Source organism: Reyranella sp. (assembly GCF_965279465.1).
Lineage (GTDB): Bacteria > Pseudomonadota > Alphaproteobacteria > Reyranellales > Reyranellaceae > Reyranella.
Genome location: NZ_OZ257242.1, coordinates 5,862,945 through 5,886,744 on the forward strand (window position 1 = coordinate 5,862,945; position 23,800 = coordinate 5,886,744).

The following is a 23,800-nucleotide window of genomic DNA, read 5'->3' on the forward strand; positions in this document are numbered from 1 at the left end:
AGCCCGCGCGCCGGATTGACCCGCAATGTTCTTCGAATGGATGGCCGATCCCGCAATGTGGGCGGGCCTCGCGACCCTGGTCGTGCTGGAGATCGTCCTCGGCATCGACAATCTCGTCTTCATCGCCATCCTGGCCGACAAGCTGCCGCCGCACCAGCGCGAGAAAGCCCGCCTGATCGGGCTGTCGCTGGCGCTCGTCATGCGCCTAGGCCTGCTCGCCTCGATCGCCTGGATCGTGACGCTGACCGAGCCGCTCTTCACCCTTCTCACGCTCGAGTTCTCCGGCCGCGACCTCATCCTGATCGGCGGCGGCGTGTTCCTGTTGTTCAAGGGAACGATGGAGCTGCACGAGCGGCTCGAAGGCGCGATGGGCCACAAGGAGGGCAAGGTCGCCCACGCCGTCTTCTGGCAGGTCATCGTCCAGATCGTCGTGCTCGACGCCGTCTTCTCGCTCGACAGCGTGATCACCGCGGTCGGCATGGTCGACGAGCTGTCTGTGATGATGATCGCCGTGATCGTGTCGATCGGCGTGATGATGGTCTCCTCGAGGCCGCTGATGGCCTTCGTCTCCAAGCACCCGACGGTCGTCATCCTCTGCCTCGGCTTCCTGATGATGATCGGCTTCTCGCTGATCGTCGAGGGCTTCGGCTTGCACATCCCGAAGGGCTATCTCTATGCCGCGATCGGCTTTTCGGTGCTGATCGAGGCCTTCAACCAGGTCGCTCGCCGCAACAAGGAGAGGCTGATCACGACCGGCGACCTGCGCGACCGCACCGCCGACGCGGTGCTGCGGCTGCTTGGGGGCAAGCGCGGCGACATCCAGCTCGGCGAGGCGGCGGAGGCGATCGCGTCGCGCGCCGAGGAACAGGCGCTGTTCGCGCCGGAGGAGAAGGACATGATCCGCGGCGTGCTGACGCTCGCCGAGCGTCCCGCGGTGTCGATCATGACACCGCGCACCGAGATCGACTGGCTCGATCTCGACGACGACCAGGAGGCGCTGAAGTCGAAGATCCTCGATCTCGGCCATTCGCGCTTCCTGCTGGCGCGCGGCAGCCTCGACAGCTTCGCCGGCGTCGCCTTCGCCAAGGACCTGCTACGCGACCTGCTCGAGGAGGGGCGCATCAACCCCGAACGGTCGCTGCGCCAGCCCCTGCTCGTCCACGAAAGCGTCAACGCGCTCCGCCTCATGGAGCAGCTGCGCAAGTCGCCGCTGCAGATCGCCGTCGTCGTCGACGAGTTCGGCTCGCTCGAAGGCATCGTCACGCCGACCGACATCCTCGAGGCGATCGCCGGAGACTTCCCGGACGAGGACGAGGAGCAGCTCGTCGCCGATCGGGCCGAGGACGGCTCCTGGCTGGTCGACGGCTGGATCGACATCCGCAGGGCCTCTAGTCTGCTGGACGTCGACCTCGTCGACGAGACCGACCGCTACTCGACCCTGGCCGGCTACATCCTCTGGCGCCTCAGCCATATGCCGGAGGCCGGCGACAAGGTCACGGCGGGAAACCTGGAGTTCGAGGTCGTGTCGATGAACGAGCGCAACATCGACAAGGTCCGGGTCCGCAAGCTGACCGAGCCGGCGTGACCGCAGGAGTACGGTAATGGCCACCACCGGCAGCAGGCTCGGCGGGCTGCTTCGATCGCTGACGGCAGCGATGCCGCCGCCGCCCCGGAGTGCCGCCGATCGCACCGATCGATGCGGGATGGCGATCGCTTCTGATATCCTCGGCGACAATCACGAGGTCGTCTCCGACGAAGCGGCTCCCCGCCCGCCAGACAAAGGAATGCCTTCGGCATCGGGATCCCGCCCCTGGCTGCGGTCGAGCTGCCGCATGACCGGCGTCACCGTCAGGCCGTGCAGGAGAACCGACAGGAGCACCACCAGCCCGACAATGGCCCAGAGGCGCTCCCCGCCCTCGGCGGGCATGTGGTTGAGGCCGTAGGCGAGATAGTAGAACGAGCCCACGCCGCGGATACCGAAGAAGGCGAGCGTCAGCTTCTCGCCCCATGCCGCCTTGAACCCGGCCAGGCCCACCAGCCCGGCCAGCGGCCGGATGATGAGAAGGATGACGATCGCCGCGGCGATGTCCACCAAGCGGAGGGGCGCCAGGAGACCGCTCACCAGGGCTCCCCCGAATAGCACCAGCACGACCATCATCATCAGGCGCTCGATCTGCTCGGCGAAGTCGTGCATCTCGCGATGAAAGTCGTGCTCGCGATGCGCTTGACGTAGCGTGAGCGCGGTGATGAACACGGCCAGGAAGCCATAGCACTCGAAGAGCTCGGTGACGCCGTAGGAGACGAACGTGGCGGCAAGGGCGATCAGGCCGTCGCCCGTCTTGGCGAGCCTGGTCTCGGCCGGCACCCGGAAGGTGAGCCAGCCGAAGAGGCGGCCGACCAGCCAGCCGCCGGCCACGCCCGCACCGATCTCCCAGAGAACGCCATGCGCGATCCACTGGCCCAGCCACGGCTCGCCGTTGGCCGCGTAAAGGCCCAGCGCGATGGCGAGATTCACGAACGGGAACGCCAACCCGTCGTTCAGTCCCGCCTCGGAGGTAAGGCCGAACCGGACCTCGTCCTCCTCGCCTGTCTTCGGCGGGCCGACCTGGACGTCCGAGGCGAGGACCGGATCGGTCGGCGCCAGGCTTGCCCCCAGCAGCAGGGCGATCACCCAGGGCAGACCGAGGCCCCATGCCCCCAGAATCGTGATGGCCGCGATGCTGAGCGGCATGGTGATGGCCAGCAGCCGCCAGGTCACACCCCATCGCCGCCAGTTGAAGACCCGATCGAGCTTCAGCCCCGCCCCCATCAACGCGATGATGACCACCAGCTCGGTGAAGCGCTCGGTGACTTCGGGATAGGCCAGCGGCAGCGGCTCCCCCGACACCTGCGGGATCAGGAACACCGCCGCGCCGATCGCGATACAGACGATGGGCAGCGAGAGCGGCAGGCGCTTGAGCGCCAAAGGCAACCAGGCCACGAGCGCGATGAGGACGCCGACCCCCGTCAGCACGAGAATATAGGGGTCGGGTGACCAGTCGCTGAGATCAAACATCCGCCCTTAACGGGACGGGCTGCCTTTCGATGCACTGACCTCGGCGCGCGCCATCGACATCGTTCTCGCAAGGTGGACGGACACACCCTCATTCTGGTATCTACCACACGATAGACACCACCACGGAGCCCTTCCATGAGCGCCACGGCAAAGCTGTTCACCCATGGGCGCAGTCAGGCGGTTCGCCTGCCCAAGGAGTTCCGCTTCGAAGGCACGGAAGTCCGCGTCAGCCGGATCGGCAGCCGCGTGATCCTGGAACCGGTCGGCGCCACGGACGCCATGCCGTGGGCCGAGCTCGATACGCTGGGCGACCGGCCCTTCATGGCAGAGGGTCGCGAGCAGCCCGCGATGCCGGCGGACCGCGCCATTTTCGAGTGATGCTCCACCTCGACACGAACGTCGCCATAGCGCTTCTGAACGGAAAGCCCGCGCCGGTCCGCGCGCATTTCGATGCGGCACGCGAGGCGGGAACCCCGCTCGGGCTGTCGAGCATCGTCTACCACGAGTTGATGGACGGCGCGGCCGCCAGCGCGCACCGGCGCGCCAATGAGGAGAAGATTGCCCTGTTCATCGTCGCGGGCCGGATTGCCCTCCTCCCGTTCGACGAAGCGGATGCCGGCGAAGCGGCTGACATTCGCGCCCATCTGAGACGGCAGGGCACCCCCATCGGCCCTTACGACGTGCTGATAGCGGCCCAGGCCCGCCGAGCCGGCGCGCCGCTCGTGACCGCCAATACCGGAGAGTTTGCGCGCGTGCCGGGCCTTCAGGTCGTCGACTGGTCCTCTTGAAGTGCACGGCCACGTCCCGTGTGAGAAGTGTGGCGTTAACGTGAGGCTGCAAAAGGGACCCGAATGAACACGGATATCAGAACCCTGATCGAGCAGGCGCGCGCTCTGCCGCCCGAGGATCGCATTGCCCTGGTCGAGGACATGCTCGACAGCCTGGACCGTGCCGATCCCGCAATCGATGGGCTATGGGCGCGTGAGGCCGCCGACCGTGTCGCGGCCTATCGCCGTGGCGACCTTGCCACCAGGGACCTGAGCGCGGTCGTCGCAAAATACAGGCCGTGACGGTACGCTTCCTCGAGATTGCCGAGATAGAGTTCGACGAGGCCATCGACTGGCACAGGCAACAGGTCCTCCCCTGCCGCGCCGCCCCTGGTTGGGGACGTCGTGGGCGGTGACCGGACAGACGGGCAAATTGACGCGCCGGCGCAGCATGACGCCCTCGCGGCGGGCGTCGTGTTCAGGCGACACTCCCGCATTGGCCGCGGGCCGTCGCTCCGCCCATCGCCCTCTTCCATCCGGACATCGGCAACCGTGGCCCTCATCGGCAAACCGATGTCATGGTCGGATGGCTTCATCAGCGGGGCCAGCCGGCCAAGGTGGTCCGGATGCCCTGTCCGTGCTGGAGTATGCCCGTAACGCCACGAGGAGGAGACCAGCATGGCCGACGCACCGACGACGATCCGCGGCGACGTCATCTTTGACGCGGAGGGCCGCAACACCGGCGGCTTCCGCAACGACATCACCGTCCGCCGGCCCGGCGGCGGCCCCAGCGAGGTCTATGACCTGCCCACCGACGAAGGGCCCGGGCATGGCGGCAATTCCAGCGCACCCTATCCGCTGGCGTATTTCACCTCCGCCCTGACCGCCTGCGTCATGGTGCAGCTCCGTGCCTTCGCGCGACGCCTGAAGATCGAGGTGGCCGACATCGCGGTGGATACGCGCTGCCACTGGGAACGCGTGCAGCAGGGCGGCGCGCCTTATGTCAGCGCGCCGGTCGCCTTCACCATGGATATCAACCTCGGCGCTACCGTGCCGGAGGCGGATCAGCGCCGGCTGCTCGCGGCGGCCGAGAAGGGCTGTTTCATCGAAACCGCGCTGAAGCCGGGTGTCGTCCGTCACCGGCTGAAGATCAAGGACCAGTGGGTCGAGGTTCGCTCTGGCACGTAAGTCAGGGGGCCCTTGCCCGGAAGTTCGACGTCGCCGAGCGCGATGCGCGCAATCGCGCGCTGGGCCGGGCCGGCGAGGAGCGCGTCCTCGTCCACGAGCGCGCCAGCCTGCGCGCCGCTGGCCGGCCCGATCTCGCCGAGCGCATCCGCTGGGTGTCGCACCAAGAGGGCGACGGCGCCGGCTATGACATCCTGAGCTTCGACACCGCCGGCAGGGATCGGCTGCTCGAAGTCAAGACGACGAAGGACTGGGAGCGGACGCCGTTCCCCATCACGCGAAACGAGCTGGCCGTTGCCGGGGAGCGGCGCCGCGACTGGCACCTGGTGCGGCTCTGGAATTTCGCGCGGGCGCCCAAGGCGTTCGAGCTGCGACCGCCGCTGGAGGCGCACGTGTCGCTCATGGCGACGAGCTTCCCGGCAAGCTTCCCGTAGGGCCGGACCGAGCCCGGCCGCGCCGCGACGATTGCGCAGCGGCGTGCCCAAAAGTCGTGAACGGCCCGAACAAGTGTGCTATCAAATTGGGGAACAAATCTGGAGCCGTCATGGAAACCTTCTCGATACGCGATCTGCGGGAGCGCAGCGGCGAGCTGGTTCGTGAGGCCGAAGCCGGGCATTTGTCGATCGTCGCCAAGCACGGGCGGCCGCTCTTCGTCGCCGTCCCCCTGGACGAGCACCTCCTGAGGGAAGGCGTGGCCGTCGCCCTGGCGATCCGCCTCTTCGCCGAGAAGGCGGTGAGCCTCGGCAAGGCCGCAAAGCTGGCCGACCTCCCCCTCGAGACATTTATCGAGCATCTGGCCGCGCGGGGCATCCCGGCGGTCGACTACCCGCCCGAGGAAGTCGACGAGGAGCTGGCGGCGTTCGAGACCCACGATCGGTGAAGCTCGTCGTCTCCGACGCCTCACCGCTGATCGTGATCGCGAAGAGCGGGCTCATCCCCGTGCTGACCCGCCTCGTGAAGGAGATCATCATCCCCGGAACGGTCTACGCAGAGTGCACGGTCGATATCGCCTTGCCCGGAGCGCAGGCCGTCCGCACCGCTGTCGAGAGCGGGCAGATCCATGTGCGGCCCGACATCGCGAGGGCGGACGGCGTCCCCGACGACGGTTTGGCGGGCCTGGGGGCCGGCGAGCGCGCCGCGATCGACATGGCTGTGGCGCTGGACTGCCCTGTCCTGATGGATGAACGTCTCGGACGGCAGATGGCGAAGCGCAAGGGTATCCCCGTGATCGGCAGCGCCGGGCTCCTGCTCGTGGCCAGGAAACGCGACCTGATCCCCGCCGTGGCGCCGATCCTCGAACAGTGGCGCCAGTCCGGCTATTTCCTGTCGCCGAGCGTGGTTAGAGCCATCCTCGAACGCGCCGGCGAAGCATGACGCCCGCGCGGCGCGATCGAATACAAGCACCGGAACATCAGCGCCGTGCTGAAGTGCCTGGGGGAGGACTGGATCCCCGGCGACAAGCCCGCCTTCAATGTCCAGGCGTCGCTCGTCGTTGCGGTGGTGCGCTGGCTCGATCGTCATCCGTCGTGGCTCGCCCAGCCGGCGCGGCGGGCGATGGGACCGGCGCCGTCGGGATTGCGCGAAGAACCGATGCTGTGGATCGGTCCGCCGCCGACCCACAGCAACGCGCCGCCGCCCGACGAGCTCGAGCAGAGGGCGGCCCTTGCCCGGAAATTCGACGTCGCCGAGCGCGATGCGCGCAATCGCGCGCTGGGCCGTGCCGGCGAGGAGCGCGTCCTCGTCCAGGAGCGCGCCAGCCTGCGCGCCGCCGGCCGGACCGATCTCGCCGAGCGTATCCGCTGGGTGTCGCACCGAGAGGGCGACGGCGCCGGCTATGACATCCTGAGCGTCGACACCGCCGGCCGGGATCGGCTGATCGAGGTGAAGACGACGAAGGGCTGGGAGCGGACGCCGTTCCCTATCACGCGAAACGAACTGGCCGTTGCCGGGGAGCGGCGCCGCGACTGGCACCTGGTGCGGCTCTGGAATTTCGCGCGGGCGCCCAAGGCATTCGAGCTGCGACCGCCGCTGGAGGCGCACGTATCGCTCATGGCGACGAGCTTTCAGGCAAGCTTCCCGTAGGACCGGACGCAGGGCAAGGACGACGGCGAGACCGGCGTCGACGACCGCTTCGCCCGGCGCGCCATGGACGGGTTCGGCGCCTTCATTTTCGGCCGCATCCTGTTCGACCCGGTCCACGATTTTTGAATTCGGCCTCGCGTGGACGAATGCGGCACGACCGAAAAACTACCGTCACTTGCTCTCCTCTAGCGGCCAAACCTCGACCACACCATGCGCAACGGCGCATGGAACATGAGAGACCTTCTCCACGGCCTCTGCGAGGCTTGCGGCTTCGATTACGGCGAAACCTGCGATTGGCAAGGCGGACGACATGAATGGGCCATCGCGAGTTTCAAGATGGGCCGCTTCTGGATTGCGCACCTGCACCGGCCTACCCGCAATACCCATCAGAGTGCCCTCCGAGCGCAGTTTGGCGTCCTGGGCGTGGGCAGCATCTCTCACAGCCTGGGGTGTACGATCGTATCCAGTCTGATCACCATATCCGATCGTGACGAACCTAGGCATTGTTTGGTCTCCGTTCGACATTCTGGCGGGCGACAACGGCGGGAGCAGGAGCCGAGAACTATCGATAGCCTTCGTCTGGAAAATGTTGAACGACGCATCCCACGCTATCCGATACCACCCCTCGGCGCGAAGACCGGCATCCCGGTCTAAAAGTTCCGCGGCGCGCAAGCGCCGCCTCTCTTGAAGAATGATATCACTTATCTCATATTGCTATCATAGCAATCATCCTACGAGGACACCATCGTGGCCGCCGTCACCATCCGCAACCTCTCTGAGGCGGCGCATCGCGCCCTGAAAGCCCGCGCGGCGCAGCACAATCGCAGCACCGAAGCGGAAATCCGCGCCATCCTGGAGGCTGCGGTGCTTCCCGAGGGCCGGGTGCGGCTTGGCACCGCCTTGTCCGAAGCGAGCCGGAAGATGGGCCTGACCAATGCCGACATCGAGGCCTTCCAGGAAGCCCTCGAGCAGGTCCGCGACAAGCGGCCCGCCGAGCCGCTCAAGTTCGACTGATCGGCCGCCCGAACGAGGGCGCTTCAAATGATCCTGCTCGACACCAATGTCGTCTCCGAGAGCATAAAACCCGAACCTGACCCATCGGTCCTCGCCTGGCTCGACGTCCAGACGGCCGAAACGTTGTTCCTCTCCAGCATCACCGTGGCCGAACTCCTCTTCGGCTTCCGCACTCTGCCGGACGGCAGGCGAAAGGACATGCTGGCCGCGCGGATCGACGGCTTGCTGGACCAGTTCGCGGGCCGCATCCTGCCCTTCGATACCCCAGCGGCGCGGCACTATGCGGACCTCGCCGTGATGGCGCGCCGGACCGGAAAGGGCTTCCCCATCCCCGACGGCTACATCGCGGCAGTCGCCGCCGCACACGGGTTCGCCGTGGCGTCGCGCGATGCCAGCGCCTTCACGGCTGCCGGCCTCACCGTGATCGACCCTTGGACGGCGGCGAGCTGACCGGCACTTGCGAAGGCCCGCTCGAATCGTCCCGAAGTACGCTTCGTCCCTTCCCTGGGAGGGGACAAGGCTCAGTCGCCGACGAGTGTCCAAAGGTGCCGGCGCAACGGCGCCTCGTCTCCGAAGAAGCTGGCAATCATCGCCTGCAGGAAGCTCGCCGGCTCCAATCGCGAAAGGTCGAGGGGATGGCCCGCCTGTGCCGCCAGCAGCGCGGTAAAGGTGAGCTGGGTTCGCCCGTTGCCTTCCCGGAACGGGTGAATCGCATTCAGGTAGGCAAGGAACGCGGCGGCCTCCTCGGCGAAAGCCTTCGCCTCCCTTTCCCTCAGGAGATCGGCGTCCCGCAACCGGGCGAACAGCGCCCGCATCTCACCGGCGATATTCTCGGGAAAGCAGAACGGGCTTCGATCCTTGGTCATTCGAACGGTCCGGTAACGTCCCGCCCACCCGTACACATCCTGGAAGAGATGCCGATGCACCGCGCAATAGTGCGCGGCGGAAAAGCGGCCGTGAGGAAGCGGCTCTTCAGCCCGTACGGCAACGCTGAGCGCCTCGAAGGCGCTGAGCTGGCCCTGGTAGCGCAAGCCGAGCTTGTTCTTCAGCACCGTCGTCCCGGCGTAGCAGTACCGGTCGGGCTCCGCGTCGTAGAAGTCGACGCTCAGGCCTTCTTCCCGAACTGGCGGGCGATCGACCGTCGGCGCTCGTCCCCGGAGGCGCCCGCGCGATCGAAATCCGCGAGGGTTCGCTTCGCTTCCGCCGACAGATGGATTCCTTCGACCGCCGCGATCCTCGCCATCGACTCGCGTCCGACCGTCATGCTCTCGCGGATACGCCCGTCCCGGCCCTGGACCCTCACCTCGCCGCCCGAGCGGCGAAGGACGGATTGTGCAGCCTCGGTCGCCTCGGCCTGCGTGCGGTAAACGCCGGTGGCGCGATCCGCGCCGTCGCGCCTGACCAGCCAGCCGTCCTCCGTGGGCACCACATGGACACAGGTCCGACCCTTGGTCACCGGAGACATGGAGATGTTGCGACTCGTCATCGATTCCATCCTATCACAAAGCCGTCCCCTCTTCCCGCTCACTGGAGCGACGGGCAAAACGACGCGATCGTCGCGGACTATTTCGCAATGCTCGCAGACGATGTCGCCGGGCGTCTCTACAGCAAGGCCGGGCACAATCGCCTCCTGCAGGCGACGATCGGCCGCCCGCGCGGCTCGATCGAATACAAGCACCGGAACATCAGCGCCGTGCTGAAGGGCCTGGGGGAGGACTGGATCCCCGGCTACAAGTCCGCCTTCAACTTCCAGGCCTCGCTCGGAGAGGCGGTGGTGCGCTGGCTCGATCGGCATCCGTCGTGGCTCGCCCAGCCGGCGCGGCGGGCGATGGGTCCGGCGCCGTCGGAATTGCGGGAAGAACCGATGCAGTGGATCGGTCCGCCGCCGACCCACAGCAATGCGCCGCCGCCCGACGAGCTCGAGCAGATGACGGCCCTTGCCCGGAAATACGACGTCGCCGAGCGCGATGCGCGCAATCGCGCGCTGGGCCGTGCCGGCGAAGAGCGCGTCCTCGTCCACGAGCGCGCCAGCCTGCGCGCCGCTGGCCGGACCGATCTCGCCGAGCGCATCCGCTGGGTGTCGCACCAAGAGGGCGACGGCGCCGGCTATGACATCCTGAGCTTCGACACCGCCGGCCGGGATCGGCTGCTCGACGTTCAGACGACGAATGGCTGGGAGCGGACGCCGTTCCACATCACGCGAAACGAACTGGCCGTTGCCGAGGAGCGGCGCAGCGACTGGCACCTGGTGCGGCTCTGGAATTTCGCGCGGGCCCCCAAGGCGTTCGAGCTGCGACCGCCGCTGGAGGCGCACGTCTCGCTCCTGGCGACGAGCTTTCAGGCAAGCTTCCTGTAGAACGCGCTGCGACAGGTTAGGCCCGATGCCCTGCTATGTCGATTAAATCCACAGCCGCCGTGGCGCCAATCTGCTCGGCCAGGGAGAGCTGCTATTCAGCGGCCTGGACCTCCACGCCTCGGGCTATCGGACCGTTGAACATATGCCGACGAAACGCGTCACCCACGTTGTCCTCGCGAAGGTAGAGACACTGATCACAGAAGCCACTTCGCACTGGTTGCCACCAAATACGCTTGCAGTACCGGGAAGAGCAGCACGATCATCACGACTAGTGCTATATTGCCATCACACCTACATCGCTGTGCTACATTGATCGCTACCAGGGTAAAGCCCTTGCCCAACCGTCTCGGCTTCAGTGAGGCTTTAGTTGTACAAGCTCTCAAAGCCTTTTGAGAAGGCTATCCGCGGGCTCAAACCGCCTACATCGAAGGACTTTGACTCGCTGTTGTGGGAAAAGGCGTTGCGCGACAACCCGCATGCCGGCCCCCAAGCGGAGCGTCTCGTCAAAACGGCGGTGTGGATTGCCGATAAGTTCGCTAGCGCACGGTCACGTTTGACCACACTTGAACTGGATACCCTGAACTCCAAATGGCGCATACTGCTTGCCGTCGCCAGTGTTAACCGCGAGTTCCGGACCGGCAAGGCGCTTCTCCGGGAGCAACTTGAGGCAGACGACAGCGACTCCCTGATTCTCGACGACCTTAGCAACAAGCAAATTCGGGGGGGCGCAGGTGTCCCCCTCGGTGTCGATGACGCCAACGAAACAAGCATCGATGCAATCGAGTCTTGGATCTACGATGCGCTGCAAACACCGGGCACAAGCGAGCCTACTGGCGATCTCACCGTCACCGCGATTAAGGGGATCCGCGCCTACACTTGGCGCAAGGCAATGAACGCGTTATGGAACGACGCGCGGCATCAGGGCTGGTTTGTTGAAGAAAGCGATGCGGCAGCATTCTGGCGACCGAGCGACCATGAACTTGAAAAGCTTATCGCGGCCTGCCTGCAGCGACAACAATTGAACCTACTTAACTTTCCAACGGTCGATCGGCAGGCCTGGCCGCTGCTGTCACCCGCCAGCCGCCGCCAGCTGAGCATGCCGAAGTCGGTGATAGAGGCAGTACGGCGCGGCGTGGAAGTCAACCTCAAGAGCGGTCAGCTTCCGCATCTATCGCGGCATCTTCCCCCATTTGTAGTGGAGAAGGGCGGCCTCGAGGGCAGTTATCTTGCTGAGTTTCTCGACACGAAGATGCCACTCCACCAGCTGTTGACGCCCATGCTCGTACTCCGCGCGTGGCACGTGATCCGAGATGCAGCGGAGGCGATCGAAAGGATCACGCCCCTGACCACAACGCTGGACGCCAAATCGGTTATGACCCAGTCGCTCGTAGTGCAGCGCGCGCGACTTCGCGCCGCCCTCGAGAAGTCCCTCCGTATCGACAGAAATTGCGCAGAAACGCTGATCGATTTCCTAGTTTACTACCCGGCAAGCAAGGACGCGAAAGGGCACAAGGGCTTGTGGGCGGCACCACTGGTGCCGATCCCAACAACCGACCTAATTGCGCTGCCGCTGACCGCGTTGCTCACAAGCAATCCGCTGCGCCGAATGGAAGCTTGGCTCGAACGCGGCGGTATCGATGACAGCAATGCGGTTACATCGAGGGGAGACCAGTACGAAGCCAGCTATCGCAAATCAATCTGCGAAGCGGTCGCCACAAACCCGACTTTCGTGAATGCTGCATGTGCACCAAACGGCATTAAGAGCACAGCGGCCTTTCCTGAACAAATCGATCTATTGATCGCTTTTGGAGGCCTGTGCCTAGTGGGTGAGGTCAAGTTCTTCCTGACGCCAGCGGACCCACACGAACGCGCCCGCTACTTCGGCAAGCTAGAAGACGCGGCCCAGCAGGCGGTGCGCAAGGCTGCGGCGCTGGACGCGCGTCGCGACATCGTCGCGAAGGCGCTCGGCACCGACGAGGATGCGGCGAAGGCGCTGGAATTGCGCCCGATAGTAGTCACCAATCAGGGCTTCGCATTCTCACTGGAGGTGAACGGCGCCCGCGTGGTTGATGCCAAGTTCTTGCTCACCTACTTAAGTGGCGACGATATGGTAAGCGGAATGGCATACTCGACCAAGCAGGTGAAAGCAGCCACCTCTACCGTATCCTTTTATTCGAGCGAGGTTGAGGCGGCACGCCGGTTCGACACCGAGATGCGCGCGCCGTACGTGCTCACGCGCCATCTTGAGCGCGTCAAATTTCGTTCTACCCTCGTGCCGATGCCTAAAGGGCCACCGCTCGCGATCATTTCGCCATTTGTCGACGACATGTCTGGCCTAGAGCTGGCTCAGGCCAAGAGCCTGATCGGACGGGTGAACGGCTAGGCCGGCGCCTTAAGTTTAAGGCTGATTGACGACGTTTGCTCTTGGATGAGTCCGGCACACTGTGAGCTGCGGCGACACAGTCGCTCCGATTTACTCGTGTCGCCGTCAAACACGAAATGAACAGCGCATCGACCTGCACCTCTTCGTCGGGTCGGTGATACCGGCCAAGGGTGATTCTTTAGTAGCGCGGCTTTCCAATAGTTTCCTGCCGAGCCATCCCTGACGGTGCTATGCTCTCGCCCCACACCTCCGGCCTTCACGTACGCGCGAACATGCCTTCCGACAAACCGACCTCATCTTGGGATCCCTCTAGTCCGGCAGCCTCCGCGAAGGCTGCGGAAGCATTCCGTCGAAAGATGGAGGAGACAGCACGAGAGATTCGCGATCTGATTCTGGCACAGCCCCAAAAGGGACTGCTAGGATACCTGTGGACGCAGTTCTCATTGGGCGCGCTTCGGCACCATGAGAAGAGCGGCGAGAGTCCGCCAGATTCTGCCCTTGCTAGGAAAATGCAAGCCGTCTTGGAGTACGTCCACGCCATCTGGACCACTCACGCTGGCCCATATCCGAGTGGGTCAGTAGATACGACGAAGGCAAACCACCTGATCGAGCTTTGCGATGAATTGATCACCAAGTCCATGCTCCAAGCGATGGCAAGCAGCTTGGCAAGCACAGAAGCCGCTTTTGGATCTGCTTCGAAAGACGTCGAGGTACAGGCGAAGCACACTTGGATACTTATTCGAGGACACCGCTACCAAGTTCTCGAGGAGGAATTCTTCCGGTTTGCTCTCTCCCCGCATGAGGCGGCGCTCAAGACCGCATACGGTATTGGGGCTTCTGAAATCGCAACCGGTATCCAATCGATCGCCGATTCATTTCGCATCGGTTACGGTCGAGCAGTCGAGGTGTTCGGTCGACAATTCGAGCGCTATCAAGATTTCATTGAAGATGAGCGCCTTGAGCCAGGAGCCGCTATAGCGAGACTTGGGTCTGAGAATCCCTCCTTCGCTGACACCATGGCTGCGGCATGGGACGACATGATTCAAGGTGGCATATGTAACCTGTCGAGACATACAGCACTTCCTGAACCACTACTTCGTGACTTGGCATACGATCTTGGCGGCGAGGCGAAGTTCTTTGCGCCCGGGGAATTCGTCGGCACGCCTTATCGCGCGCTGCCAGCACGGGTGAAACCGCTGGTTAAGCTTGACGATGGGTACTATGCCACCGACGGGCAGTTCGTGCGCGACACGGCGTACCGGGCCATTCAGTGGGGCCTGCTGTCGAGGGTCCCAAGCTATCGGCAAAGCTGGACCCAGAACCAAAAGACGCAGGTCGAGAACGCGTTTCCTGAAGTCCTGTCTAGTCAGCTGCGTGATGCCCAGCTCTTTCGCGAGGTGTACTTCAAGGATGCCTCGACGGGGCAATGGGTAGAGACCGATTTAGTGGGTGTCGTCGATGACACTCTCTTCGTGGTGGAGGCTAAGGCAGGTGTGATGGCGATGCATTCACCGGCCACGAGCTTCGACGTACATGTGAGAACGATCCGAAATCTTGTTGTAAGTGCCTACGAGCAATGCCGCCGTTTCCTAGAATATCTCGCAAGTGCTCCAGAAGTTCCGCTTTTCGCGCTTCGGTCAGGAAAGCATGTTGAGGTGGCGCGCTTGCGCAAGGCGTCCTTTCGCAAACTTCTGCCCCTCGGATTGACGATTGAGTCGTTCTCGCCATTTTCGGCGATGTGCAAAGAGTTACCCCAGATCCAGCCGATTCTGGGGATGCATCCTTTCATCTCGCTCTCGGTCGACGACATCTTTGTCCTGAAACGGCTCCTGCCGACGACAGGAATTCTGTTTCACTACCTTGAAGTGCGCCAAGCTGTTGCGGGCCTCCCGCTCGCCCGCATGTTCGACGAAATGGACCATCTCGGCGCTTACATTCAAAAGAACCGATTCGATCAAGATATGCGGCAACAACTTGCCAGCCACATCATGGTCATGTGGGATTCCTTCAGTCACACAATCGATCGGCACTTCGAGCGGGAGGACTGGCACAACGCGCCAATTCCGGCACAGCCGTTTCCGGCTAACTTCCTGAAACTCCTAGATGCTCTGGATCTCTCACGGCCGCCTGGATGGCTTCGGATCGATTCAGCGTTGCGAGATTTCGGCGACGAGGGGCGCAAGAACGTCGCCAGGCAACTACGAGCATTGGAAGAGACATTACCGCAGACGGGAATGCGCCGTTTCTCTGTCGGCGAAGGCACGCCGTTGCAAATATGGTTGTCCCGCGAGCTCGCAAGGCCAACAGCGGCGGAAATAAAGCGCCAGGGCGAGATTGTGTCCTTGGCGTTCCAAAGTCCAGAAACAATGGTGGTGGTGCTTGATTACGACACCGACGGGAATATTCGGGGAACCCGTTGCTCCCTTGTCCCGAGTCCTCCGATCGTGCGAGCGGACTACGCCGAGCTGCAGGCAGAAGCGGGAAGACAGAAAAGCAGAGTAGTCGACCTGAGGAAGGACAATCCCAGCTTATGACACATCTGCGTAATCGACCCCGGATGAAGACCGATCTTCGGCTTGTGGGATGGTCCAGAACGCTTCGGACGATGTTGCCTGAAGAGTCTACTATCCGAATTCTGACGGTTGGTTTGTAATTGCAATACAGGATGCTCGCTAGAAACAAGTGCTGTATTATTGCTTCTATGGAAATCTCGGAACTCATCCCGGCAGTCGGAAAGTCTCAAAGCATTTATTGCCGGGCCTGCGGCAGGCACACGGAGCTAACCTTTGTTAGATTCGACGAGGTCGTCTCTGGCATTCATATCCAGATTGAGGGCCTCCCAATGCTGCGATGTAAGGCTTGTAGCAAGGAGCAACTGCCCGACCTTTCGCAAGCGGCAATTCTGCATACGCACGAGCAAGCAACCAAGAAGAACTCGCCTCGTGTCAATGTACAGCGCCGAAAGCGTACGAACGATTTCGGCTTCACCACCGTAAAGTTTCAGTATGATCCAGACGACTACTTCTATATTCCCGGACTGACGAGACCATGGGACGAAGGGTTCCTGCAACCGGTCTTTTTCAGTCGCAGAGTGCTTCTCAAATACGACAACTCACCAGAATATAGTGTGCAGTTTGCGTCTACTACATACGGCACCATCTACACTGGTTCTGAATACATTTCCTTCGGGATTAATCAGTACGGCAACGTCGTAATGTGGCTGGGCGATATTGCCAAGCTGCCGGAAGCCGAGCAGTACTACTTAAGATCAGAAAATATCCCGTCCGACCATTCTATCGGCAGTGAATTTTACGACGGACAGATTGAGGTTAAATTTACTGATCCGTCGATCGAGAACAATTTGTTCGCGCAGAGGTCAGAATTTGTTGACGCCTGCTTTAGCCGGTTCGGGGTTAAGATCGCGCACCTTGATCAAGAAGCGCTAGAGTTGGCCCAGGTATTCAACCCTCCTTTAGTAGACACGCCTAAGGAACGTCGTCACGTCGCAGACGTCCTAAACAAGATCTACTTGGAATCACTCGATAACGGCGCTCTTGACAAGATCAGTTCGTCGATTGGCGCACGCAATCTTGGCAGTGGGAGCTTAAAACGTTTACAATCTATTCTTGAGAAGATCGCACCCACGGAGAATGTCGCACAAATCCTATCGCCGCTGTTTGTACTGTATGATCTGCGTGTGATTTACTCCCATCTCACATCATCGAACAAATCAGCAACTTCGCTTGCCGCGATTGCGTCTCGACTGGGCATTCCCCAAGATAGTGGACTTGCCGATGTCTACCGTAGCCTCATGCAGCAATTGAGAGAGTGCTTCCAAAAACTGACTGAGCTCATCAAAACAAAGTCTTCCAAATAGGATTTATTCCCACTCGATCGTCCCCGGCGGCTTGCTCGTGATGTCGTACGTCACCCGGTTGATCCCGCGGCACTCGTTGATGATCCGCGCCGCCACCCGCCCCAGGAACGCGTGCTCGAACGGATAGTAGTCCGCCGTCATCCCGTCCGTCGACGTCACCGCCCTTAGCGCGCACGCCTGGTCGTAGGTCCGCCCGTCGCCCATCACGCCGACCGTGCGCACCGGCAGCAGCACCGCGAACGCCTGCCAGATCTCGTCGTACAGCCCCGCCTTGCGGATCTCGTCGAGATAGACGGCGTCGACCGCGCGCAGGAGGTCGAGCTTCTCCTTGGTGATGTCGCCGGGGATGCGGATCGCCAGGCCCGGGCCGGGGAACGGATGGCGGTTCACCAGGTCGGCGGGCAGGCCGAGCTCGCTGCCGAGTGCGCGCACCTCGTCCTTGAACAGCTCGCGCAGCGGCTCGACCAGCTTCATGTTCATGCGCGCGGGCAGGCCGCCGACATTGTGATGGCTCTTGATGGTCACCGACGGGCCGCCGGTGAACGACACCGATTCGATCACGTCGGGATAGAGCGTGCCCTGCGCGAGGAACGCCGCGCCGCCGATCTTCTTCGCCTCCTGCTCGAACACGTCGATGAACAGGCCGCCGATCGTCTTGCGCTTGGTCTCCGGGTCAGTGACGCCGGCCAGCGCCTTGAGGAACAGCTCCGACGCATCGGCATGGACCAGCGGGATGTTGTAGCTGTCGCGGAACAGCCGCACGACTTGCTCGCCCTCGTCCTTGCGCAAGAGGCCGTGGTCGACGAACACGCATTGCAGCTGGTCGCCGATCGCCTCGTGCAGCAGCACGGCCACGACCGAGGAGTCGACGCCGCCCGACAGGCCGCAGATCACCTTGCCGGTGCCGACCTGGGCGCGGACCTGGGCGATGGCGCGCTCGCGGAACGCGGCCATCGTCCACTGGCCGCTGCAGCCCGCGATCCGGAGCGCGAAGTTGCGCAGCAGCTTGGCGCCGTCGGGCGTGTGCATCACCTCGGGATGGAACTGCACGGCGTAGTAGCGCCGCTGCTCGTCGGAGATCGCCGCGAACGGCGCGTTCTCGCTGGTGGCGATGACGGAGAAGCCGGGCGGCAGCTTCGTCACCCGGTCGCCGTGGCTCATCCACACCGGCTTGCGGTCGCCCGGCTGCCAGACGCCGTCGAACAGCGCCGACTTCGCCTTGACCTCGACCTCGGCGCGGCCGAACTCGCGGTGATGGCCCGCCTCGACCTGGCCGCCGAGCTGCTGCGCCATGGTCTGCTCGCCGTAGCAGATGCCCAGCACGGGGACCTTGGCGGCGAAGACGGCGGGATCGGCCGACGGCGACTGGCCCTCGATCACCGAGGCCGGCCCGCCGGACAGGATGATGCCCTTGGGATCGAACTGCTCGATCTTCCTGGCATCGACGGATTGGAACGGATGGATCTCGCAGTAGACCCCGGCCTCGCGCACGCGCCGGGCAATCAGCTGGGTGACCTGGGACCCGAAATCGACGATCAGCAGTCGGTCGCTCATGGGCCGATATAAGGGGCTGCCACCCGCCCCGCAATGTGGATCATCGCTGGGAGCGCGGGTCTCCAGACCCGCTCAGACTCATGAGCGGGTCTGGAGACCCGCGCTCCCAGCAAGAGCATGAGTGCCCTTCAAGCGGTGACTCTCACCCCTCCTCCCCCGCTTGCGGGGGAGGTGGCGCGGTAATCCGCGACGGAGGGGGCGTGACGCACCATCTCCGTTGCCTTCCCCCTCCGTCAGCGTAAGACGCTGACACCTCCCCCGCGAAGCGGGGGAGGAATTCCCTGGGTCACGTTCACCCCTCCTCCTCCGGCGCCAGCTTGCGGCGGACCAGGGGCACGTCGAGGTCGCGCCAGGCGTAGGCGACCTCGTCGACCGGCTCGCCGCCCATGCGGTCGGTCCGCTGGCCGACCAGGTCGCCGCCCAGGCCCTCGTAGAAGAAGCGGGTCGAGTTGCGGGCGAGCATCCACAGCACGACGGTGTCGAAGCCGTCGGCCCGGAGCTGGCGGAACATGGCGTCGAGCAGGCGGCGGCCGAGGCCGAGGTTCTGGAAATCCGATTCGACGTAGAGCGTGTAGACCTCGCCGACGCGGCTCTCGGTGCCGTTCAGCCCGTCGGGCGGATCGCGCACCGGGCCGCAGCTGCCGAAGCCGACCACGCCCATGTCGTCGTCGTCGGCCACGAAGATGCCGCGCGCCTCCTTCGGGTCGGCCAGCGCGCGTTGCCACCACGCGGCCTGGCGGGCCTCCGACATGCGCGCCAGCATCGCGTCAGGCAGCAGGCCGGCATAGGTCGATTGCCAGGTCTCGACATGGACGCGGCCGATCGCCTGGGCATCGCGCGGGGCGGCGCGCCGGATCTTCACGACTTGCGCACCATCGCGGCCGCGAAGAAGCCGTCGGTGCCGTGCTTCAGCGGCGACAGGCGGAGGTACGGCCCCGCCGTGGTCTCGGTCGGCAGGCCGAGGTCGGCCGAGGGGACCAGCGAGAACTCGGGATGGCGCTCGAGGAAGGCCTCGATCTGGCGCTCGTCCTCGGCCGGCAGCACCGAGCAGGTCGCATAGACGAGCCCGCCGCCCGGCTTCACCAGCCGCGCCGCCGCGTCGAGGATCGCGGCCTGCTTGGGGACGAGCTCCTCGAGGTCCTTCGGCGTGAGCGTCCAGCGGCCGTCGGGATTGCGCCGCCAGGTGCCGGTGCCGGTGCAGGGCGCGTCGACCAGCACGCGATCGAACGTCTCCTTGTGGCGCTTGACCCATTTGGCGCTGTCGGCGCCGAGCGCGCGGCGCTCGACATTGTGCGCGCCGGCGCGGCGCAGGCGCTGGGCCGAGCGGTCGAGCCGCGTCTCCAGCACGTCCATCGCCACGACGCGGCCCTTGTTGTTCATGCCCGCCGCGATCGCCAGCGTCTTGCCGCCGGCGCCGGCGCAATAGTCGACCACCTGCATGCCGGGCTGGGCGTCGACCAGCGCGGCGACGAGCTGCGAGCCCTCGTCCTGGATCTCGACCAGCCCGTCCTGGAACGCCTGGCCCATCACGATCGAGAGTCTTTTCTTGAGGCGCAGGCCGTCGCGCGCGTAGCGCATCGGCTCGGTCTCGATGCCCTCGCGATGCAGGGCGGCCCGTGCCTCCTCGACCGTGGCTTTGAGCCGGTTGACGCGCAGGTCGACCGGCGGCGGCGTTTCGAGCGCGGCGATCTCGCGGCCCCACGCCTCGCCGTAGGCCTCCTTCAGATGCGGCGCGACCCATTCCTGGACGTTGAGGCGGACCCAGTCGGGCTGCTCGGGATGGGGCAGCGAATGGCCCTCCATCTGGCGCAGCGCGCGGCGCTCGCCGTCGTCGAGCGGCACGGGGCGGTAGGTGCCGCCGTCATACATCGCCTCGATCTGCTCGAGGGTGAGGCCGTCCTGCAGCATGAGATCGGCGGAGACGATGGCGCGGGCGCCGCGGTCGGGATGGCGCGTCCTGTCGAGCCACCACGCGAGCTGGCCGTAGTGGCGCAGGATGCTCCAGGCGCGGTCGGACACGGCGCGGCGGTCGCCGCTGCCGATGAAGCGGCGGGCGCGGAAGAAGGCATTGGCGACGCCGTCGGCCGGCCGCTCCTGGCGGCCGAAGATCTCGTCGAGCAGTTCCATGGTCGCGGCGATCCGCGCGCCCGGTGTCACATCGTTCTCCTTGGTCGCCCTGCCGCTACGCTGAATGCCGCCCGAGTGCAACGCCTGCGTCCGGGAGGCGCATCCTTCGGGCCCTCTGGCATGGCGCGGGAAATATCCCTATTGGAGGAGCCGTGTCGTCCCCTGCTCTTCCAGCACGCCGGCCGCGCGAATCGATGATCGGCCGTCTCACGCTTCTCGTCTGTTCCGTGCTGGCGACGCTTTTCCTCCTCGAGATCGGCTGCCGCCTGATGCGCGGGCCCGAAGCGCTGCTCGACTGGAGGAACATCGTGCTGGTGAAGCGGCTCGAGATGTCCGCCCAGAACATCGGCCATCGCTTCACCTACGATCCGCTGCTGGGCTACGTGCAGCGCAACGGCTACTCCGACCGGCTGATGGCGTTCGGCGAGCATGGCTTCCGCCGGATGCCGCCGCCGCCCGCCGATGCGGCGGAGGGGCCGCCGATCCTCGCGACCGGCGATTCCTACACACAGGGTGACGAAGTCGACGACGATCATACCTGGCCGGCGCAGCTGCAGGGCCTGCTGCGCCGCCGCACGATCAATGCCGGCGTCGCGGCCTACGGCTTCGACCAGATCGTGCTGCGCACCGAGCAGCTCGTGCCCGTGGTGAAGCCGGGGCTGATCGTCCTGGGCTTCATCGGCGACGACCTGCGGCGGGCCGAGATGAGCCGCACCTGGGGGACGGAAAAACCGTACTTTTCCGTGCGGAACGGGGTGGAGGAGCTGCATAATGTGCCGGTTCCAGCCTCGCCGGACCCACGCGACACCCTCGATTTCCGGCAAAAAGCGGTCGGTTGGTCGGTGCTGCTCGACACCATCCTGATCCACCGGGGCCTGCAGTACGAGTGGCTGGTGGACCATCGGCGGGCCACGCCGCCGGGCACCGGCACACGCCTGGCGTGTCCCCTGCTGCGCCGGATCGCCGCCCTCGGCGTGCCGACCCTGGTGGTGGCGCAGTACGATTTCTACGTCTGGCAGAACGCCGAATTCGCCGCCGAGCAGCGCCGGATCTCGCAGGACGTGCTGAAATGCGCCGACGCCGCCGGCCTCGCCAGCCTCGATCTCTACGACCGGACCGAGAAGGCGGTGCGCGCGCGCGGCCACGACGCGCTCTACCTCACGTGGCACCCCAGCCCTGCCGGCTACCGCCTGATCGCCGAGGCGATCGCCGCCGAGGTCGAGCGCCTTCACATGACCCCGACGCGATAATGAAGGAATGGGTCCTACGGATCGGCCTTGTCCTGGGCGCGATCGTGGTGACGCTCGGCGCACTCGAGCTCGGCGTGCGCCTGGTCACGAACGCCTGGACCACGTCCTTGCCGAACTTCGTGCTCGAATCGCGCAAGGTCCAGGCAGCGCGCAACGAGAGCCGCTATGTCGAGGATCCGACACTCGGCTACGTGCCACGCCCCAACTCCAGCGTGAAGGGCTTCGGCATCGATGCCGAGGGCTTTCGTCGCTCCGCCGCGATGCCCGACAAGGGCGCGACGCCTGATGGGGAGGCGACGCCCGAGGGGGGCGTCATCCTGGCGGTGGGTGATTCCTTCACGTTCGGCGAAGAGGTCAAGGACGACGAGACCTGGCCCGCCTATCTGCAGCAGCTGCTGGGCAGACGGGTGCTGAACGCCGGCGTGAGCGGCTACGGTTTCGATCAGATCGTGTTGCGCGCAGAGAAGGTCGTGCCGGACCTTCATCCGTCGAAGATCGTCGTCGGCTTCATCGCCGACGACATCGTGCGCACCGAGATGCGCCGGCGGTGGAGCGCCGAGAAGCCCTACTTCGACATCCAGCACGGTGCGCTGGTCCTTCACCGCGTTTCCGTCCCGCAACCCGACCCGAACACAAGTCTTGGTTTTCTCGAGCGTACCCTTGGTTATTCCTACCTGCTGGACTTCATCTTGAGTCGGCTCGACCTGACCGACAACTGGCACAGCGACCATATCCGCGTCCACCCGTCCGGCATGGGGGAGAAAATCTCCTGCCTGCTGACGCACCGGCTCGCCGATCTGCAGCGGCGGAGCGGCGCGCGCGTCCTGGTCGTCGCGCAGTACGATACGGTCGTCTGGCGGGACGCAAGCTTCGCCGCCGAGCAACGCCGGCTTACGAAAGGCCTGCTAGACTGCAGCCGCCAGCAGGGCCTCGAGGTGCTCGACACCTTCGATGCGCTCGCGGCGCACGGCGGCAAGGGCGCGGCCAGATCACTTTACGCTGAGTGGCACATGAACGATGCGGGCAATCGACTGACCGCCGGGCTGATCGCCGCCGCACTCGGCAACGGCGGCAACTGATGCGGGGCCGCATCGCCCTGCTGGTCGGATCGATCATGTTCGGCCTGATCATCCTCGAGCTCGGCTTGCGGGCCACCCGCGGCTGGGACGGGCTCACGCACTGGCCGAACCTGGTCGAGCAGGCCCGCAACCTGGGCTGGGTCACGGGCAACGTCAGCCGCGCCGTGCACGATCCGCGGCTCGGATTCATCGGCCGACCCAATCACACGACGAGCGACGGGATCAGCTACGACGCGCGCGGGCTGCGCCGCACACCCGCTCCGGAGGGCATGGTATTGGCCGAGCCGCCGATCCTGGTGATCGGCGATTCCTACGCCCATGGCGACGAGGTCACCGACCGCGAGACGTGGGCCGCGCAGTTGCAGCCGCTGATCCACCGGCGTGTCGTCAACGGCGCGATGAGCGCCTACGGCATCGACCAGATGGTGCTGCGCGCCGAGGTCCTGGTGCCCGAGGTGAAGCCCGCCGCGATCGTGATGAGCTTCATCGCCGACGACGTGCGGCGCACCGAGATGAAGCGCGTGTGGGGCGCGGAGAAGCCGTATTTCGAGCTGGTCGACGGCAAGCTGGTCGAGCGCAACGTGCCGGTGCCGCTGCCACCCGCACCCGGCTCGACGCTCGACATCTGGCGCGTCCTGCTCGGGCGCTCCCTGCTCTTCGACACCGTGCTGCATGCCCTCGACTGGCATTACAACTGGTACATCGACGACGAGCGCGCATTGCCGCGCGGCACGGGAGACAGGCTCGTCTGCCCGCTGCTCAAGCGGCTGGCGGCGCTCGGCGTGCCGGTGCTGGTGGTCGCGGAGTACGACCCGTTCCATTGGCTGGACGACGGCTACCGATCCGTGACGCGCCACGCCGACGATCTCGTGTTGGCCTGCGCGAGCGCTGCCGGGCTGGCGACGCTCGACCTGTTCGACACGATCGACGAGGCGGTACGCACGCGCGGCCTGCGCACGATCTATCGCCAGCACCATCCGGCGCCCGCCGGCGCCGAGATCAGCGCCCGCCGTATCGCCGCCGAGCTGCAGAAGCGCCACATCCCGCCGGATGCGCCGTAGGACTGTCGAG

The 23,800-nt window shown here is 64.8% G+C and carries 25 protein-coding genes; 18 read left to right on the top strand and 7 right to left on the bottom strand.

Annotated features, from left to right (window positions below; translation table 11 throughout):
* Nucleotides 1–25 precede the first annotated feature (25 nt).
* Entirely contained in the window at nucleotides 26–1,585 is a 1,560-nt protein-coding gene (locus tag ACQY8M_RS28565) for a TerC family protein (protein WP_428663022.1), read from the top strand.
* Nucleotides 1,586–1,735: 150 nt separating this feature from the next.
* Here ACQY8M_RS28565 and ACQY8M_RS28570 read toward each other — a convergent pair whose 3' ends face one another.
* Entirely contained in the window at nucleotides 1,736–3,055 is a 1,320-nt protein-coding gene (locus ACQY8M_RS28570; protein WP_428663025.1) for a cation:proton antiporter, read from the bottom strand.
* 135 nt (nucleotides 3,056–3,190) lie between these two features.
* Between ACQY8M_RS28570 and ACQY8M_RS28575 the strand changes: the two genes are divergently transcribed.
* The 8 genes from ACQY8M_RS28575 to ACQY8M_RS28610 all read left to right on the top strand — a co-directional run bounded on the left by ACQY8M_RS28575 (nucleotide 3,191) and on the right by ACQY8M_RS28610 (nucleotide 7,089).
* The gene (locus ACQY8M_RS28575) at nucleotides 3,191–3,433 is read left to right on the top strand and encodes an antitoxin (protein ID WP_428663028.1); all 243 of its coding nucleotides are present in this window, start codon (nucleotides 3,191–3,193) and stop codon (nucleotides 3,431–3,433) included.
* The gene (locus ACQY8M_RS28580; protein WP_428663031.1) at nucleotides 3,433–3,843 is read left to right on the top strand and encodes a type II toxin-antitoxin system VapC family toxin; all 411 of its coding nucleotides are present in this window, start codon (nucleotides 3,433–3,435) and stop codon (nucleotides 3,841–3,843) included. The genes ACQY8M_RS28575 and ACQY8M_RS28580 overlap by 1 nt, the downstream gene beginning before the upstream one ends.
* A 63-nt stretch (nucleotides 3,844–3,906) precedes the next feature.
* A complete protein-coding gene (locus tag ACQY8M_RS28585) occupies nucleotides 3,907–4,125 on the top strand; it encodes an addiction module protein (protein ID WP_428663034.1) in 219 nt (72 codons plus the stop codon).
* Between the two features lie 375 nt (nucleotides 4,126–4,500).
* Nucleotides 4,501–5,010 carry an OsmC family protein gene (locus ACQY8M_RS28590; RefSeq protein ID WP_428663037.1) on the top strand — a complete coding sequence of 170 codons (510 nt, stop codon included), beginning with the start codon at nucleotides 4,501–4,503 and terminating at the stop codon, nucleotides 5,008–5,010.
* Nucleotides 4,983–5,441, top strand: a complete 459-nt coding sequence (locus ACQY8M_RS28595) for a DUF3883 domain-containing protein (RefSeq protein ID WP_428663040.1) — start codon at nucleotides 4,983–4,985, stop codon at nucleotides 5,439–5,441. Before ACQY8M_RS28590 ends, ACQY8M_RS28595 begins: the two co-directional genes overlap by 28 nt.
* Nucleotides 5,442–5,551: 110 nt before the next feature.
* On the top strand, nucleotides 5,552–5,887 hold the full coding sequence (locus tag ACQY8M_RS28600) for a type II toxin-antitoxin system prevent-host-death family antitoxin (RefSeq protein ID WP_428663043.1): 336 nt from the start codon (nucleotides 5,552–5,554) through the stop codon (nucleotides 5,885–5,887).
* Nucleotides 5,884–6,381: a DUF3368 domain-containing protein gene (locus ACQY8M_RS28605; protein WP_428663045.1), complete on the top strand. Its 498-nt coding sequence runs from the start codon at nucleotides 5,884–5,886 to the stop codon at nucleotides 6,379–6,381. Before ACQY8M_RS28600 ends, ACQY8M_RS28605 begins: the two co-directional genes overlap by 4 nt.
* 45 nt (nucleotides 6,382–6,426) lie before the next feature.
* Nucleotides 6,427–7,089 (top strand): DUF3883 domain-containing protein, encoded by a 663-nt coding sequence (locus tag ACQY8M_RS28610; RefSeq protein WP_428663047.1) that lies wholly within the window; start codon nucleotides 6,427–6,429, stop codon nucleotides 7,087–7,089.
* Between the two features lie 171 nt (nucleotides 7,090–7,260).
* On the opposite strand, the gene ACQY8M_RS28615 is transcribed toward ACQY8M_RS28610, so the two are convergent.
* A complete protein-coding gene (locus tag ACQY8M_RS28615; RefSeq protein ID WP_428675527.1) occupies nucleotides 7,261–7,614 on the bottom strand; it encodes a YciI family protein in 354 nt (117 codons plus the stop codon).
* Nucleotides 7,615–7,836: 222 nt separating this feature from the next.
* Here ACQY8M_RS28615 and ACQY8M_RS28620 point away from each other — a divergent pair, with 222 nt between their 5' ends.
* Nucleotides 7,837–8,103 carry a FitA-like ribbon-helix-helix domain-containing protein gene (locus tag ACQY8M_RS28620; protein ID WP_428663049.1) on the top strand — a complete coding sequence of 89 codons (267 nt, stop codon included), beginning with the start codon at nucleotides 7,837–7,839 and terminating at the stop codon, nucleotides 8,101–8,103.
* 27 nt (nucleotides 8,104–8,130) lie between these two features.
* On the top strand, nucleotides 8,131–8,553 hold the full coding sequence (locus ACQY8M_RS28625; RefSeq protein ID WP_428663052.1) for a type II toxin-antitoxin system VapC family toxin: 423 nt from the start codon (nucleotides 8,131–8,133) through the stop codon (nucleotides 8,551–8,553).
* A 71-nt stretch (nucleotides 8,554–8,624) separates the two neighbouring features.
* Here ACQY8M_RS28625 and ACQY8M_RS28630 read toward each other — a convergent pair whose 3' ends face one another.
* Nucleotides 8,625–9,155, bottom strand: coding sequence for a Fic/DOC family protein (locus ACQY8M_RS28630; protein WP_428663055.1), 531 nt, complete (start codon nucleotides 9,153–9,155; stop codon nucleotides 8,625–8,627).
* Nucleotides 9,156–9,208: 53 nt separating this feature from the next.
* The gene (locus tag ACQY8M_RS28635; protein WP_428663058.1) at nucleotides 9,209–9,589 is read right to left on the bottom strand and encodes a DUF2188 domain-containing protein; all 381 of its coding nucleotides are present in this window, start codon (nucleotides 9,587–9,589) and stop codon (nucleotides 9,209–9,211) included.
* A gap of 87 nt (nucleotides 9,590–9,676) precedes the next feature.
* Between ACQY8M_RS28635 and ACQY8M_RS28640 the strand changes: the two genes are divergently transcribed.
* From ACQY8M_RS28640 to ACQY8M_RS28655, 4 genes are all read left to right on the top strand, one after another.
* Nucleotides 9,677–10,459, top strand: coding sequence for a DUF3883 domain-containing protein (locus ACQY8M_RS28640; RefSeq protein WP_428663060.1), 783 nt, complete (start codon nucleotides 9,677–9,679; stop codon nucleotides 10,457–10,459).
* Between the two features lie 367 nt (nucleotides 10,460–10,826).
* Complete coding sequence (locus ACQY8M_RS28645; protein ID WP_428663062.1) at nucleotides 10,827–12,842, top strand: hypothetical protein; 2,016 nt, start codon at nucleotides 10,827–10,829, stop codon at nucleotides 12,840–12,842.
* Between the two features lie 509 nt (nucleotides 12,843–13,351).
* Nucleotides 13,352–15,376 carry a hypothetical protein gene (locus ACQY8M_RS28650; protein ID WP_428663065.1) on the top strand — a complete coding sequence of 675 codons (2,025 nt, stop codon included), beginning with the start codon at nucleotides 13,352–13,354 and terminating at the stop codon, nucleotides 15,374–15,376.
* Nucleotides 15,377–15,543: 167 nt separating this feature from the next.
* Nucleotides 15,544–16,719: a hypothetical protein gene (locus ACQY8M_RS28655; protein WP_428663068.1), complete on the top strand. Its 1,176-nt coding sequence runs from the start codon at nucleotides 15,544–15,546 to the stop codon at nucleotides 16,717–16,719.
* Nucleotides 16,720–16,722: 3 nt separating this feature from the next.
* On the opposite strand, the gene guaA is transcribed toward ACQY8M_RS28655, so the two are convergent.
* The 3 genes from guaA to ACQY8M_RS28670 form a co-directional block, all read right to left on the bottom strand.
* Nucleotides 16,723–18,273 carry a glutamine-hydrolyzing GMP synthase gene (gene guaA, locus ACQY8M_RS28660; protein ID WP_428663070.1) on the bottom strand — a complete coding sequence of 517 codons (1,551 nt, stop codon included), beginning with the start codon at nucleotides 18,271–18,273 and terminating at the stop codon, nucleotides 16,723–16,725.
* A 292-nt stretch (nucleotides 18,274–18,565) separates the two neighbouring features.
* Nucleotides 18,566–19,135 (bottom strand): N-acetyltransferase family protein, encoded by a 570-nt coding sequence (locus ACQY8M_RS28665; protein WP_428663073.1) that lies wholly within the window; start codon nucleotides 19,133–19,135, stop codon nucleotides 18,566–18,568.
* Nucleotides 19,132–20,430: an RsmB/NOP family class I SAM-dependent RNA methyltransferase gene (locus ACQY8M_RS28670; protein WP_428663076.1), complete on the bottom strand. Its 1,299-nt coding sequence runs from the start codon at nucleotides 20,428–20,430 to the stop codon at nucleotides 19,132–19,134. Before ACQY8M_RS28670 ends, ACQY8M_RS28665 begins: the two co-directional genes overlap by 4 nt.
* Before the next feature lie 122 nt (nucleotides 20,431–20,552).
* Between ACQY8M_RS28670 and ACQY8M_RS28675 the strand changes: the two genes are divergently transcribed.
* Genes ACQY8M_RS28675 through ACQY8M_RS28685 form a run of 3 tightly spaced genes read left to right on the top strand, consistent with a single transcriptional unit; the run spans nucleotide 20,553 to nucleotide 23,790 of the window.
* Nucleotides 20,553–21,650, top strand: coding sequence for an SGNH/GDSL hydrolase family protein (locus ACQY8M_RS28675; RefSeq protein ID WP_428663078.1), 1,098 nt, complete (start codon nucleotides 20,553–20,555; stop codon nucleotides 21,648–21,650).
* A complete protein-coding gene (locus ACQY8M_RS28680) occupies nucleotides 21,650–22,729 on the top strand; it encodes an SGNH/GDSL hydrolase family protein (protein ID WP_428663080.1) in 1,080 nt (359 codons plus the stop codon). The genes ACQY8M_RS28675 and ACQY8M_RS28680 overlap by 1 nt, the downstream gene beginning before the upstream one ends.
* Nucleotides 22,729–23,790, top strand: coding sequence for a hypothetical protein (locus ACQY8M_RS28685; protein WP_428663082.1), 1,062 nt, complete (start codon nucleotides 22,729–22,731; stop codon nucleotides 23,788–23,790). Before ACQY8M_RS28680 ends, ACQY8M_RS28685 begins: the two co-directional genes overlap by 1 nt.
* Nucleotides 23,791–23,800 lie beyond the last annotated feature (10 nt).